This is a genomic window from Terracoccus sp. 273MFTsu3.1, from assembly GCF_000383675.1.
GTDB lineage: Bacteria > Actinomycetota > Actinomycetes > Actinomycetales > Dermatophilaceae > Terrabacter.
The window spans coordinates 239,595-254,346 of sequence record NZ_KB911822.1 but is presented as its reverse complement, the minus strand read 5'-3'; the positions used below and the strand labels follow the sequence as shown (position 1 = coordinate 254,346).

Here is a 14,752-nt window from a genome sequence, read left to right as displayed (position 1 = left end):
GTGCCCGGCCGGGCCCGAACGACTAGACAGGTCACGTGCACCTCGACCCGACCGACCACTTCGTCCACGTCCGCGGCGCCAGCGAGCACAACCTCAAGACCGTCGACGTCGACCTGCCGCGTGACTCCATGGTGGCCTTCACCGGCGTCTCCGGCTCAGGCAAGTCCTCCCTCGCCTTCGGCACGCTCTACGCCGAGGCGCAGCGGCGCTACTTCGAGTCGGTGGCGCCCTACGCCCGTCGGCTGCTGCAGCAGGTCGGGGCCCCGCACGTGCAGGAGATCACCGGGCTGCCGCCGGCTGTCGCGCTCCAGCAGCGCCGCGGCGCCCCGAGCTCGCGCTCGACCGTCGGCACGCTCACCACCCTCTCCAACCTCGTCCGGATGCTCTACTCCCGCGCCGGCACCTACCCCGAGGGCGCCACGCGGCTCGAGGCCGAGGCCTTCTCCCCCAACACCGCTGCCGGCGCGTGTCCCGTGTGCCACGGGCTGGGCGAGGCCCACGACGTGGCCGAGGACCTGCTCGTCCCCGACACGTCGCTCAGCATCCGCGACGGTGCGATCGCGGCGTGGCCGGGCGCCTGGCAGGGCAAGAACCTCGTGCGCGTCACGAGGACCTTGGGGATCGACGTCGACACGCCGTGGCGCGACCTCCCCCGCAAGGACCGGGACTGGCTGCTCTACACCGACGAGCAGCCGCGCGTGCTCATCGACCGACGCGGTGAGGCCGACGACACCACCGGCCGCGACTACCACGGCACGTTCTGGAGCGCCCGCAAGCACGTGCGCCACACGCTCGCCGACACCAAGAGCCAGATGATGCGCGACAAGGCGATGCGCTTCGTGCGCAGCGTGCAGTGCCCGGCCTGCCACGGGACAGGACTGCGGGAGGACGCCCTCGCCGTCACCTTCCGGGGACTCGGCATCACGCATACCAACGCGTTGTCCTTCACCGACCTCGTCGCGCTGCTCCGCCCGGTCGCCGAGCTGACCGAGGCCGCCGCGGCGACGTCGTCCGCCGCGTCCGGGGAGGCCACCGAGGTCGCCGTCCGCCTCTGCCGCGACCTCGTCGCGCGCGTCCAGGTGCTGCTCGACCTCGGCCTCGGCTACCTCTCGCTGGGACGCAGCTCCACGACGCTCTCGCCCGGCGAGGCGCAGCGGCTACGCATCGCGACGCAGCTGCGCTCCGGGCTCTTCGGCGTCGTCTACGTGCTCGACGAGCCGTCCGCCGGACTCCATCCGGCCGACGCCGCGCCGCTCCTCGACGTGCTCGACGCCCTCAAGCGGTCGGGCAACTCGCTCTTCGTCGTCGAGCACGACCTCGACATCGTCCGCCGCGCCGACTGGGTCGTCGACATCGGCCCCGGCGCCGGCGAGCAGGGCGGCCACGTGCTCTACTCCGGCCCCGTCGAGGGGCTCGAGCACGTCGAGGCGTCAGTGACCGGGCACCACCTCTTCGGGCGCGCCGAGCGGCCCCAGCGCCCCCAGCGCGAGCCCCAGGGCTGGCTGCACCTGCGCGGCGTCAGCAGGCACAACCTCGACGACCTCTCCGTCGACGTTCCCCTCTGCGTGCTGACCGCCGTCACCGGCGTCTCCGGATCGGGCAAGTCGACGCTCGTCACGCAGGTGCTCTCCGAGCTCGTGCGCCGCCACCTCGGACAGGGCCCCGACGACCCCGAGGAGAGCGAGCTCGAGATCGACGTCGACGACGCCACCGGCCTCGAGTCCTTCGACCGGCTGGTCCGCGTCGACCAGCGCCCCATCGGCCGCACCCCGCGCTCCAACCTCGCCACGTACACCGGTCTCTTCGACGCGGTGCGCAAGCTGTATGCCGCAACCCCCGAGGCGCGCGAGCGCGGCTACGGCGCGGGGCGCTTCTCCTTCAACGTCGCCGAGGGACGCTGCGAGACGTGCCAGGGCGAGGGCTTCGTCTCGGTCGAGCTGCTCTTCCTGCCCGGGACGTATGCGCCGTGCCCGACCTGCCACGGGGCGCGCTACAACGCCGAGACCCTCGAGATCACCTGCCGCGGCAGGAACGTCGCGGACGTGCTGGCCATGTCCGTCGACGAGGCCGCCGACTTCCTCGCCGACCTGCCGGCGGCCGCGCGCAGCCTGACGACGTTGCGCGAGGTGGGCCTCGGCTACCTGCGTCTCGGCCAGCCCGCCACCGAGCTGAGCGGCGGAGAGGCCCAGCGGATCAAGCTGGCGACCGAGCTGCAGCGGGCCCGGCGCGGGCACGCCCTCTACCTGCTCGACGAGCCCACCGCCGGACTCCACCCCGCCGACATCGCCCTGCTGCTGCGCCAGCTCCACACCCTGGTCGACGCCGGCAACACCGTCGTCCTCGTCGAGCACGACCTCGGCACGATCGTCAGCGCCGACTGGGTCATCGACCTCGGCCCGGGCGGCGGGGACGCCGGAGGTCGTGTCGTGGCGACGGGCACGCCGGAGCAGGTCGCGGGCGTCGAGGGGAGCGTGACGGCGCCCTACCTGGCGGCCCACCTCGTCGCCTCAAAGGGTCGCTAGACGCTGGACCTGCCTGGCGCAGAGAGGAACTCAGCTCGAGCGGGGAGCCGGCACGAGATAGACGGGCACCGGTGACGACCGGATGATCTTCGAGGCGCGGGAGCCGAGGAAGAGCCGGGCTGCCGGGGCCGACGAGCTCGGACCGACGACGAGCAGGTCGCCGTCGCTCCACTCGACGTCCCAGATCGCCGTGCTCCACGAGACGCCCTCACCGACCACGAGCGACCGCGACAGTCGTTCGGCCAGGACGGCGTCCCGGGCTCCCACCTCGGCCCGGAGAGCTGCCGTCGTCCGGGCCACCCACCGGCCGACGACGAGATCGTCGGCCGACTCCTCGACGCTGCCGTAGATCCGCTTGGGCGGCCGGACCGCGAACGACACCGCCCGCAGCACCCCACCGACTGCCTCGGCGACGCCGGCAGCCGCGGCCGCCACGTGCGACGCACCCGCTGACCCGCCGAAGCCGACGCTCACGCGACGGATGCGAGAGCCCGGGGTGGGTCGGTAACCGAGCGGGGCCAGGAGCACCGGCAGGGGCGCCGAGTGCACGAGCCGGTCGGTCACGCTGCCGAAGGAGATGCGACCCAGCGCGCCCTTGCTCGACGAGCCGAGCACGAGCGCCGACGCGTCGACCTCGGCCGCCAGCTCGAGCAGGCCGGCGGGGATCGACGATGCCGCACGCACGACGAAGCTCGCCTCGACGTCAGCGTGCAGCGCCGTCCGGGCCTGCTCGAGGACCGACTCTCCCCACTCCCGGAGCGGTCCGAGGTAGTCCCCGTCGACGAACTCCGCCGCCCCCGCTGCGTGCGGCGTCGTCACGACGACGGCCACGGTGAGGGGCTCGCCCGACGACCGAGACAGCACGGCAGCCAGCTCGAGTGCCGACGTGCCGCTGTCCTGCGCCGTGTAGGCGACGACGATCGTCACGGCTCAGACCGCGCCGACGAGCGAGGCCGCCTCGACGTGGGTCACCGGCAGGCCGAGCTCGGACGCCCGGTCGACGACCTCGAACCGCTGCCAGATCGAGTCCGACGCGGGCAGCGTCACGATGACGATCTGGTCGGGGTCGAACTCTTGGATCGCTGCCCGCAGCGCCCGGAGCGGACGCTGGTCACCGACCGCGCCGGTGGCGTCGAGCCGGTGGCTCGTCAGCAGCTCCAGGGTGCGGTCGAGCCGGCGCTGCGCCGCCTCGGTCGTCGCGTCCTTGACGGACACGGCCCCGTGGGTCGCGGCGGTGCCGGTCTCGACGGGACTGGCGGGGACGCATACCCAGTAGGTGGCGTCGCCCTGGGCGTCTATGCGCTGCAGCTCCGAGACGAGCTCGTCGGACTCGAGCGTCTGGTTGGCGAGGACGAGCACGCGGCGTGCCTCACCGGTGTGGTCGGGCGCGACCCGCTCGGGCAGTCGCGCGATGCGGGCGCGGTTGATGAAGAAGAGCACCAGCACGATGCCGAACGACACGAGGCTCAGCACGAGCTGGATGCGTACGTCCTCCGTGAGTCCCATCTGGACGAGCACGAGCACGATGCCGAGCGCCGTGATGACCGACAGGGCGGGGAACCACCACATCTTCACCTTGAGGGTCGACGCGTCGGCCCGGTAGCGCAGGATGATCTGCGAGACCGCGATGAGCAGGTAGACGAAGAGGATGACGGCGCCGGACGAGTTGAGCAGGAACGAGAAGACGGTGTCGGGCGACACGGCGGCCATGATGACGGCGAGGAAGCCGACCACCGACGAGGCCAGGATGGCGACCATCGGCACGCCTCGGGCGTTGACCGAGACCATCGACGCGGGCGCCTCACGACGGGCGGCCAGCACGAAGAGCATCCGGGACGCGGTGTAGAGGCCGGAGTTGAGGCACGAGAGCACGGCCGTCAGCACGACCGCGTTCATCACGTGGTCGGCGTACGGGATGCCCATCTCCTGGAAGGCCGCGACGTAGGGCGACGCCTCGAGGGTGGCCGAGTTCCACGGGAGGATCACCGCGAGCAGGAAGATCGAGCCGACGAAGAAGATCGCGATGCGGGTGATGACGGAGTTCGCGGCCTTGGACACGGCCCGCTCCGGGTTGTCCGACTCGGCGGCGGCGATCGTCGCGATCTCGGCACCCACCATCGAGAAGATCACCGTCACGACACCCGCGGTGACCGCCAGCCCACCGTTCGGGAAGAAGCCGCCGTGCGCTGTGAGGTTGCTGAAGTCGAGGTCGGCGTTCGGCCAGATCCCGAAGACGAAGAGGGCTCCGCAGGCGAGGAAGACGATGATCGCCGCGACCTTGATCCCGGCGAACCAGAACTCGAACTCCCCGAACGACGAGACCGAGATGAGGTTGGTGCCCGTCATGAGGAGCATGAGCAGGAGGCTCAGCACCCACGTCGGCACCCCCGGCAGCCAGAAGTTGATGACCTTGGCGCCGGCGACGGCCTCGAAGCCCACGACGATGACCCAGAAGTACCAGTAGAGCCAGCCGACGGAGAAGCCGGCCCAGTCGCCGAGGGCCTTGCGGGAGTAGTCGGCGAAGGAGCCCGTGGACGGGTTGGCCACGGCCATCTCGGCCAGCATCCGCATCACCATGATGATGAGGACGCCGCACAGGGCGTACGTGATGAAGGCCCCGGGGCCCGTGTCGTGGATGACGGTGCCGGACCCGACGAAGAGGCCCGCCCCGATGACGCCGCCCATGGCGATCATCGTCAGCTGCCGCTGGTTGAGCGCCCGCTTGAGCTCCGGGCCCGCGCCGGCCACGTCAGGCCGTCCGATCCGACGTGGTCCAGGGACGGGTGGTCACGTGACGAGACATGGGACAGCCCTCTCGATCGGACCGCGGAGGCTGACCGCCCCCGCGACGATCTGCCCAAAGTAACCACGCCCGGACCATCTGTCCATGCCGGTTCAACCTTGGTCAAAAGCCGCGGAGGCGCCCGGGGTCAGGCGTAGAAGTCGGGCTTCGCGATCATCTCCACCTTGACGACGCCCTCGTCCGTGAGCGCACGGACACCGGCGTCACAGACGCACGCGGCGGCATACCCGTCCCACGACGTCGAGCCCGTGTGCTCGCCCCGGGCGACGGCGGAGATCCACTCCTGCACCTCCGTGACGAAGGCGCCCCAGAAGCGGTCGTTGTGGTCGCGGGCGATCGCGTTGCGCACTCCGACGCCGTCCCGCACGACGATGGCGTTCTGGTCGCCGAGGCTCACGGTCCCCTTCTCGGCGACCGCCTCGCAGCGGATGTCGTAGCCGAACTGGCAGTTGACGAAGATCTCGTCGTCGACGCGCACGCCGGACTCCGTCTCGAGGATGAGCACGAGCGGGTCCTGGAGGTGCTCGAAGCGCAGCGACGTCTTCTTCGGCTTGTCGACGCGCGCCGAGACGAACTCCTCACCGAGCAGCCAGCGCATCGTGTCGACCTCGTGGATCGCGGTGTCGTTGATCGCCATGTCCCACGTGTAGTGCTCGGGGACGGTCGGGTTGCGGTGCGCGCAGTGGACCATGAGCGTCTCGCCGAGGTCGCCCGAGTCGAGCAGCGCCTTCATCTCGCGGTAGCTCCGGTCGAAGCGACGCATGAATCCGACGGTCACCAGACGCCGCCCGGCCGCCTGCTCGGCCTCCATGATCCGCAGCGCGGCCTCCGCCGTCGGCGTCAGCGGCTTCTCGCAGAAGACGGGTTTGCCCGCCGCGATGGCGACGAGCACGTCCACCTCGTGCGCCGGCCCGTAGCTGCAGATCATGACCGCGTCGACCTCGTCGGCCGCGATGAGCTCGGCCGACGAGGCGTAGGCCGTCCCGCCGATCCGCGACGCCACCTCGGCCGCGCGCGCCGGGTCGACGTCGGAGACGGCGACGACCCGGCCGCCCGCGATGACGGTGTGGATCCGGTCGATGTGGGCCTGGCCCATGCCGCCCGGGCCGATCATGCCGATGCGTACGGTCATAGGTGTGACTCCTTCGTCAGCGAGAGCAGGCTCAGCGGAGGCCGAGGCCGATGGACGCGAGGTACTCGCGGGTCTGGATGGCGTTCGGCAACGGGTAGGACGGCTCGCAGGGGTACATGTCCTGCTCGCACACGACGTAGAGCTCCTTGTCGAGGTCGGCCAGGGCCTCGATGAGCGACGGCATGTCCGGCGCGCCGGCCGGCGGCGCGACCGAGCAGCCCTTGGCGACAGCGAGACCGAAGGGCCAGTCCTCGTCGTGGGCCTGCTTGACGAGGCCCTCGTCCATCGCCTTGATGTGGACGTAGGAGATCCGCTCGGGGTACTTGCGGCACAGCTCCATCGGGTCCCCGCCGCCGTAGACGATGTGGCCGGTGTCGAGGCAGAAGCCGACGTAGTCGGGGTCCGTCGCCTGGAAGACGCGGTCGATGTCCTCTGGCGTCTCGATGTGGCTGTCGCCGTGCGGGTGGAGGACCATCTTGAGGCCGTAGTCCTCCTTCATGATGCGACCGAGCTTGTCCGCGTTGGAGATGTACGCCTTCCACGCCTCCGTCGACAGCACCCGGTCGTCGGTGAACTCCCACGTCTTGTCGTCGCGGAAGAGGGGCGGCAGGTGCACGATGTACTCCGCCCCGACGGCGGCGTGCGTCTCGGCGATCTCGCGGAAGGTCTTCTCCGTGTCGGCCCAGGCCTCCGGCTTGTGCAGGATGCCCCAGCCGGTGCCGGCGACGACCTGGAAGCCGCGCTTGTCCATCTCCTCCTGCAGGCGCTTCGGGTCCTTGGGGAAGTAGCCGAACGGCCCCGTCTCCATGACCGAGAAGCCGGCCTCGGCCATCTCGTCGAGCGCGGTCTCCCAGTGGATCTGCTTCTCGTCCTCGGGGAACCAGACGCCCCACTGGTCAGGACAGACACCGATCGTCAGCTTGCTGTAGCGGTCGTCGGTGTTGCGGGCCTTGGACTCGGCCATGGTCAGTCGTTCCTCTCGAGAAGTGTTGCGGGTCAGTCGTTCTGGGGGAAGCCGAGGTTGAGGCCGCCGTGGCTCGGGTCGAGCCAGCGCGACGTGACGACCTTGCCGCGGGTGAAGAAGTGCACGCCCTCCAGGCCGTGCGCGTGGGTGTCGCCGAAGAGGGAGTTCTTCCACCCGCCGAAGGAGTAGTACGACACCGGCACGGGGATCGGCACGTTGACGCCGACCATGCCGACCTCGACGTTGCGCTGGAACTTGCGGGCCGCACCACCGTCGTTGGTGAAGATCGCCGTGCCGTTGCCGTAGGGGTTGCTGTTGATGAGCTCGAGGCCCTCGTCGTAGGAGCCGACGCGCACGACCGACAGCACGGGGCCGAAGATCTCGTCGTCGTAGAGCGACATGCCGGGCTTGACGTGGTCGAAGAGGGTCGGCGCGAGGAAGTAGCCCTCACCATCGGACTCGTAGGAGTCCTGGCGGCCGTCGACGACGAGCGTCGCACCCTCCGACACCCCGGCGTCGAGGTAGGACGTCACCTTGTCGCGGTGCTGCGAGGTGACGAGCGGGCCCATGTCGCAGCCACGCGTGCCGTCGCCGGTGACGAGCTTGCCCATGCGGTCCTTGATCTTCGAGATCAGCTCGTCCGCGATGGGCTCGACCGCGACGAGCGCCGAGATCGCCATGCACCGCTCCCCCGCCGAGCCGAAGCCGGCGTTGACCGCCGCGTCCGCGGCGAGGTCGAGGTCGGCGTCCGGAAGGACGAGCATGTGGTTCTTGGCGCCGCCGAGGGCCTGGACGCGCTTGCCGTGGGCAGTGCCCGTCTCGTAGACGTACTTCGCGATCGGCGTCGAGCCGACGAACGACACCGACTTCACGTCGGGGTGGGTCAGCAGCGCGTCGACGGCTTCCTTGTCACCGTTGACGACCTGCATGACGCCGTCGGGCAGCCCCGCCTCCTTCCAGAGCGCCGCGACCGCGATCGCGGCCGACGGGTCCTTCTCGGACGGCTTGAGGATCACGGCGTTGCCGCACGCGATGGCGATGGGGATGAACCACATCGGCACCATCGCCGGGAAGTTGAACGGCGAGATGACGGCCACGACCCCCAGCGGCTGACGGATCGAGTAGACGTCGACGTTCGTCGAGGCGTTCTCCGAGAAGCCGCCGCGCATGAGGTGCGGGATGCCACAGGCGAACTCGGCGACCTCGAGGCCGCGTGTCACCTCGCCGAGCGCGTCGGAGAGCACCTTGCCGTGCTCGGCCGTGATGAGCGCCGCGACGTCCTCCTTGCGCGCGTTGAGCAGCTCGCGGAAGGCGAAGAGGACGCCCGACCGCTTGGCGAGCGAGGCGTCGGCCCATTCCTCCCACGCGGAGGCGGCGGACTTCACGACCTCGTCGACGAGCGACGCCGAGGCCAGGTCGAGCACGCCCGACTGCTGCCCCGTCGCGGGGTTGAAGACGGGCGACGTCCGTTCGGCGGTGCCGGTCCACGGCTTTCCGTCGATGAGGTGGGTGATGCGGGTGGGGGTGCTCATGGCGGTGTCCTTCGGGGTTCTGGTCACGGTGGAGGGCGTGTGTGCCGGGTGGCCGGCTCGGGTGGGAGCGGCTGGGATCCGATGGGATCCCTTGCAGCTCAAGAAGAGACGAGCGTGGGCGGCGTCGACCACTTGTCGAGGTAGGAGCGGATGGTGTCGCGCATGTAGGTGCTCGACTCACGCGCGCGGTCCTCCCAGGCGAAGACGCAGGAGGTGACGATGCCGTCGAAGCCGATGCGCTCGAGACCGGCGAAGAGCTGGCCGAAGTCGACCTCGCCCTGGCCGATGTCGAGGTGCTGGTGCACGGTGACCTGCGACCCGGGCGGGTTGACGATGTAGCGCAGCCCCGACGACGCCGTGTGGTCGTAGGCATCGGCGACGTGGACCATCGTCAGCAGGTCGCCGGCCTTGTCCATGATCCCGTCGGGATCGTTGCCCTGGTGGAAGGTGTGCGGCGCGCAGTAGAGGAACGACACGTTGGGGCTGTTGATCCCCCTGATGATGTCGACCGCGCGCTTGCCGTCCTCCTCCCAGTCGTCGGGGTGCGGCTCGAGGACGAGCCGGATCCCCTCCTTCTCGAAGACGGGCAGCAGGTCCTCCATCGACTGCCAGAACATCCGCTCGCAGACGGCGGCCTCGCGCGGGTTGCCGTTGAGCTCGGAGTTCATCGTGTCGACGCCGAGGTCGCTGGCGATCTGGATGGCGCGCGTCCAGTAGCGCACCGCCGCCCTGCGGTCCTCCTCGTCGGGACCCGACCACCGGAAGAGGGGCAGGAGCGACGACACCCCCACCCCCGCCGACGCCAGCGCCGACCGGAACGTGGCCACGCCGGCGTCGTCGACGCGCGGGTGGTTGAAGAACGGGATGAAGTCGTCGCGCGGCGAGAGCTCGATCCACTCGTAGCCGAGGTCGGCCACGAGAGAGGGCAGCTCGAGCAGCGGCGTCTCACGGAACATGTAGGGGTCGAGGGCGAGCTTCATGACGCGGACTCCGGGTGAGAGGTGGTGTCGACGGGAGTGATGAGCGGACGCTGGGTGCCCTTGTGGTCGACGTACTCGGCGTATGCCGTCTGCGTCGTGTCGAGGTCGCTGACCTCCGAGACCGGCACGTCCCACCACGACGCACTGTCGGGTGCGTGGACGAGCGGGTCGGTCTCGACGTGGATGACGACGGGGCCGCCGTCGGCCGGAGCGGCCTTGGCCTCCTTGATCGCCTGGTGCAGCTCGTCGAGCGAGTGCACCTCGATGACGTGCGCACCCAGTGAGCGCGCGTTGGCGGCGAGGTCGACGGGCAGGACGTCGCCGTCGAGGCGCCCGGACGACTCACCGCGGAAGCGGTAGCTCGTGCCGAAGCGCTGCGAGCCGAGCGACTCCGACAGCGAGCCGATCGAGTGGAAGCCGTGGTTCTGGACGAGGACGACGACGACCTTGATGCGCTCCTGCACCGCCGTGACGAGCTCGGTCGGCATCATGAGGTAGCCGCCGTCGCCGACCATGGCGAAGACGTCGCGCGACTCGTCGGCGAGACGGATGCCGAGCGAGGCCGGCACCTCGTAGCCCATGCAGGAGTAGCCGTACTCGACGTGGTAGGCCTTGCGGTCGCGGACCCGCCACAGCTTGTGGATGTCGCCGGGCATCGAGCCCGCCGCACAGAGCACGACGTCGCGGGGGTCGGTCAGCTCGTTGACCGCACCGAGCACCTGGCCCTGGGTCAGCAGTCCGTCGGCCAGCCGGTCGGTGACCTCCGCACCGGGGTGGAAGGCCGACTCGACCGAGGCGTCCCACTCGGCCCACAGCGCGGCCTGGCGCGACCGGTAGGCGTCGTCGACGGCATACCCGTCGAGCGCCGCGGTCAGCGCGACGATCGCCTCCCGGGCGTCGGCGACGACCGAGAGCCCCGAGTGCTTGCCGGCGTCGAAGCGCGCGACGTTAACGTTGACGAAGCGGACCCCGTTGTCCTGGAAGGCCGTCCGCGACGCCGTGGTGAAGTCGCTCCAGCGCGTGCCGATGCCGATGACGACGTCCGCCTCGGCGGCGAGCGCGTTGGCGGCCGTCGTGCCGGTCGAGCCGACCGCGCCCATCTCCTGCGGGTGCCCGTGCGGCAGCGAGCCCTTGCCGGCCTGAGACTCACCGACGGGGATGCCGGTGACCTCGCAGAAAGCCTTCAGCGCCTCCTCGGCGCCGCTGTAGTGCACGCCACCACCGGCGACGACGAGCGGCCGCTTCGCCGAGCGGATCACCGCTGCGGCGTCGGCGACGTCGACGGCCTCGGGCAGCGGACGTGCCACCCGCCACGTGCGCGGCGCGAAGAGCTCGACGGGCCAGTCGTGGGCCTCGGCCTGCACGTCCTGCGGGAGCGAGATCGTCACGGCGCCCGTCTCGACCGGGTCGGTGAGCACCCGCATCGCACCGAGCAGCGCCGACGGCAGCTGCTCTGGACGGCTGACCCGGTCGAAGAACCTCGACAGCGGGCGGAAGGCGTCGTTGACGGTCACGTCGGCGGCATACGGCAGCTCGAGCTCCTGGAGCACCGGCGAGCTCACCCGCGTCGCGAAGGTGCCGGACGGCAGCAGCAGCACGGGGATCCGGTTGATCGTCGCCAGGGCGGCGCCGGTCAGCATGTTCGTCGAGCCGGGCCCGACGGAGGCGGTGCACGCCCACGTCTGGAGGCGGTCCTTCTGGCGGGCGTAGGCGACGGATGTGTGGACCATCGCCTGCTCGTTGCGGGCGAGCACGTAGGGAAGGTGCTCCTCCCCGTCGGCGAGCTCGTTCTGCAGCAGCGCCTGGCCGATCCCGGCGACGTTGCCGTGACCGAAGATCCCGAAGCAGCCGGCGAAGAGCTTCTGCCGCTCGCCGTCGCGCTCGCTCCACTGGTTGGCGAGGAAGCGCACCACGGCCTGGGCCACGGTCAGACGCACCGTTCCGGCCGCGCGGGTGTCGCTCGTCATCGAGCACCTCCAAGGGGAAGTCGGGGGTCGACCGGCTGGTCGGACCACGTGTCGCGGACCCAGCCGTGTGCGGGGTCGTCGCAGATGAGCCAGGCCCGCTCGGCACCCGGGCCGGCCATGACGTTGAGGTAGTAGAGGTCGTAGCCGGGGGCGGCCATCGCCGGGCCGTGCCAGCCGTGCGGCACGAGGACGACGTCGCCCGAGCGCACCTCGGCGAGGACGTCGATGGGCCGGTCGTCGGTGCCGTAGACCCGTTGGTAGCCGACCGGGCTCGCCCCCGCCGCCTCCGGAGCACCGGCCGACGGGGCGACCTCGAAGTAGTAGATCTCCTCGAGCTCCGTCTCCACCCCCGGCCGCTCCTCGTCGTGCTTGTGCGGCGGGTAGGAGCTCCAGTTGCCGCCGGGGGTGATGACCTCGCAGGCGATGATCGAGTCGGCGTCGAGGACGCCCGGGATGCCGAAGTTGCGGACCTCGCGGGACGCGGCGCCGGCGCCACGCAGCTCGACGGGCACGTCTGCGACGCCCACGTGACGGAACGGCGGCGTGTGCCGTCGCGCCGCGCGGGCGCCGCAGACGGCGACCGATGCGGGACCGCCCTCGGCGGTCACCGTGACGTCGCAGTCGCGCGTGGCGTAGGCGACGTCGGTGGGCCCGGCGAAGACCGAGGTCCGTCCCGTGAGGATGGCCTCGTGCTCGAGGCCCTCCGGGTCGGTGGCCGTGACGGCGACGGAACCCGAGAGCGGCACGACGACGTGCTCCCACTCCCCGGCCACGACGGTGCGGCTCTCACCACCAGCCAGCTCAGCGGCATACAACCGGGTGTGCGACCACCCGTCCACGGCGTCGTCGACGGCCACCGACCACTCCGTCGTGCCGGCGCTCCCCCGGGGGCGCACCCAGCGCTCGTTGTCGCTCACGCGCCGACCCCGCTCCCGTGCACCAGCTCCGCGGCGATGTCGACGGCCGCGGCGACGTCGCCGCCGGGCGGGAAGAGCAGGGCGCGCCCCACGACGAGACCGCGCACGGCGGGCAGGTCGAGCGCTCGGCCCCACGAGGCGTACGTGTCCTGCGGGTCACCCTGGGGGTCCCCGCCGAGGAGGAGCGTCGGCAGGGTCGTCGCGTCCATGACGCGGTCGAGCTCGTCGACGACGGGCAGCTTGAGCCACGTGTAGGCGCTCGAGGCGCCGAGGCCCGCGGCGATGTGGACCGACTTGATCGTCGAGTCGGGGTCGAGCTGGTTGACGACCCGCCCGCCCTCACGCGTCGACAGGAACGGCTCGACCATCGCCATGACCTGGTGCTCGGCGAGCTCGGTGACCGCCTTGGCGCTCGCCTCGAGGGTGGCCACCGTGCCCGGGTCGTCGAGGCAGATGCGCGTCAGCATCTTGCCGCCGTCGATGCCACGCGCCGCGATCTCGGCCGCCGTGTAGGCGGTGAAGCGGTCGTCGAGCTCGAAGGTGGCGCCCTGGAGGCCACCGCGGTTCATCGAGCCGATGGCGACCTTGTCGTCGAGGGCCCCGAGCAGGAGCAGGTCGTCGAGGACGTCGGGCGTGCCGAGCACGCCGTCGACGCCGGGCCGCTGGAGGGCTGTGACGAGTCGCTCGAGCAGGTCGCTGCGGCTCGCCATGGCGGTGCCGGAGCCGCGGACGCCGAGAGCGCCCCGGGCGGGGTGGTCGGCGGCAACGAGGAGCATCCGGCCGTCCTCGCGGACGAGTGGACGGCGGCGGCGCGCGGCCCACGCGGCGGCGATGCGCCCGGGCTCGCGCACGCGGATCTCGGTCAGGTCTGCGACCCGGACGGTCGGGCTCACGGCGGGCTCGTGCTGCGTGGTGGTCATCGCGCCTCCTCGGCGGTGGTAGCGAACGGGGAGGCCTGCCGGCCTGCGGCGGCCAGGCGCTCGTCGACCTCGGCGGAGGTCGGCATCGCGGTGGAGCACTCGAGCTTGCTGGCGACGATCGCACCTGCGACGTTCGCGAACTCGAGGACGCGCCGCAGGTCCCAGCCCTCGAGCAGGCCGTGGCAGAGGGCGCCTCCGAACGCGTCGCCGGCACCGAGGCCGTTGACGACGTCGACGGGGAACGGCGGGACCTCCAGGCGCTCCTCGCGGGTCGCGGCGAGCACCCCCTTGGGTCCCTGCTTGACGACGGCGAGCTCGACCCCGCGCTCGAGCAGCGCGTCGGCCGCTCGTTGGGGGTCGGTCTCGCCGACCGCGACCTCGCACTCCTCACGGTTGCCGACGGCGACGGTCACGTGGTCGAGCGCGCGCCCGACCTGCTCGCTCGCCTCGGCCGGGTCGGACCAGAACATCGGGCGGTAGTCGAGGTCGAGCACCGTGTGCGTGCGACGCCCGCGCGCCTCCCAGGCCCGGAAGTGCGCGGCCCGGCTCGGCTCCTGCGACAGCCCCGTGACGGTCGACCAGTAGACGCCGGCGCAGCGGATCGCGTCGAGCGGCAGCTCGTCCGGCTCGATCATGAGGTCCGGCGCAGTCGGGTAGCGGTAGAAGTACAGCGGGAAGTCGTCGGGCGGGAAGACCTCGCAGAAGGTGACGGGCGTGGGCGGCCCGGCGACGGCGGAGACGAAGGTGTCGTCGACGCCGAAGTCGCGCAGCGCCTCGTGGATGTAGCGGCCGAACGCGTCCTGCCCGGTCCGCGTGACGAGCGCGGTCCGGTGCCCGTGGCGGGCGGCCGCCACCGCGACGTTCGTCGCGCTGCCGCCGAGGAACTTCTCGAACGTGCGCACCTTCTCGAGCCCCACGCCGTGCTGGAGCGGGTAGATGTCGACGCCCGTGCGGCCGATCGCGACGACGTCGTATGCCGTGTCGCCGGCCGCGGAGGTCGTGGTGTCCATGGCGT

11 protein-coding genes are annotated in these 14,752 nt (G+C 71.1%); 1 reads left to right on the top strand and 10 read right to left on the bottom strand.

All coding sequences use genetic code 11. From position 1 onward, the window contains the following. The first annotated feature begins 35 nt into the window (after positions 1 to 35). Complete coding sequence (gene uvrA / locus H283_RS0111445) at positions 36 to 2,522, top strand: excinuclease ABC subunit UvrA (protein WP_020143661.1); 2,487 nt, start codon at positions 36 to 38, stop codon at positions 2,520 to 2,522. A 30-nt stretch (positions 2,523 to 2,552) separates the two neighbouring features. On the opposite strand, the gene H283_RS0111440 is transcribed toward uvrA, so the two are convergent. From H283_RS0111440 to iolC, 10 genes are all read right to left on the bottom strand, one after another. After that, positions 2,553 to 3,449, bottom strand: coding sequence for a universal stress protein (locus H283_RS0111440; RefSeq protein ID WP_020143660.1), 897 nt, complete (start codon positions 3,447 to 3,449; stop codon positions 2,553 to 2,555). Positions 3,450 to 3,452: 3 nt separating this feature from the next. After that, positions 3,453 to 5,270 carry an amino acid permease gene (locus H283_RS0111435; RefSeq protein WP_020143659.1) on the bottom strand — a complete coding sequence of 606 codons (1,818 nt, stop codon included), beginning with the start codon at positions 5,268 to 5,270 and terminating at the stop codon, positions 3,453 to 3,455. Positions 5,271 to 5,452: 182 nt separating this feature from the next. Continuing rightward, positions 5,453 to 6,457, bottom strand: a complete 1,005-nt coding sequence (locus tag H283_RS0111430; RefSeq protein ID WP_020143658.1) for a Gfo/Idh/MocA family protein — start codon at positions 6,455 to 6,457, stop codon at positions 5,453 to 5,455. Between the two features lie 31 nt (positions 6,458 to 6,488). After that, positions 6,489 to 7,421, bottom strand: a complete 933-nt coding sequence (locus H283_RS0111425) for a TIM barrel protein (RefSeq protein ID WP_020143657.1) — start codon at positions 7,419 to 7,421, stop codon at positions 6,489 to 6,491. Between the two features lie 32 nt (positions 7,422 to 7,453). Then, positions 7,454 to 8,953, bottom strand: coding sequence for a CoA-acylating methylmalonate-semialdehyde dehydrogenase (locus tag H283_RS0111420; protein WP_020143656.1), 1,500 nt, complete (start codon positions 8,951 to 8,953; stop codon positions 7,454 to 7,456). Positions 8,954 to 9,051: 98 nt separating this feature from the next. Then, positions 9,052 to 9,933 (bottom strand): sugar phosphate isomerase/epimerase, encoded by an 882-nt coding sequence (locus tag H283_RS0111415; protein WP_020143655.1) that lies wholly within the window; start codon positions 9,931 to 9,933, stop codon positions 9,052 to 9,054. After that, complete coding sequence (iolD, locus tag H283_RS0111410) at positions 9,930 to 11,900, bottom strand: 3D-(3,5/4)-trihydroxycyclohexane-1,2-dione acylhydrolase (decyclizing) (protein WP_020143654.1); 1,971 nt, start codon at positions 11,898 to 11,900, stop codon at positions 9,930 to 9,932. Before iolD ends, H283_RS0111415 begins: the two co-directional genes overlap by 4 nt. Next, complete coding sequence (gene iolB / locus H283_RS0111405) at positions 11,897 to 12,817, bottom strand: 5-deoxy-glucuronate isomerase (RefSeq protein ID WP_020143653.1); 921 nt, start codon at positions 12,815 to 12,817, stop codon at positions 11,897 to 11,899. Before iolB ends, iolD begins: the two co-directional genes overlap by 4 nt. After that, positions 12,814 to 13,737 carry a hypothetical protein gene (locus H283_RS0111400; RefSeq protein WP_020143652.1) on the bottom strand — a complete coding sequence of 308 codons (924 nt, stop codon included), beginning with the start codon at positions 13,735 to 13,737 and terminating at the stop codon, positions 12,814 to 12,816. The genes iolB and H283_RS0111400 overlap by 4 nt, the downstream gene beginning before the upstream one ends. After that, positions 13,734 to 14,747 carry a 5-dehydro-2-deoxygluconokinase gene (iolC, locus tag H283_RS0111395; RefSeq protein WP_051103624.1) on the bottom strand — a complete coding sequence of 338 codons (1,014 nt, stop codon included), beginning with the start codon at positions 14,745 to 14,747 and terminating at the stop codon, positions 13,734 to 13,736. Before iolC ends, H283_RS0111400 begins: the two co-directional genes overlap by 4 nt. Positions 14,748 to 14,752 lie beyond the last annotated feature (5 nt).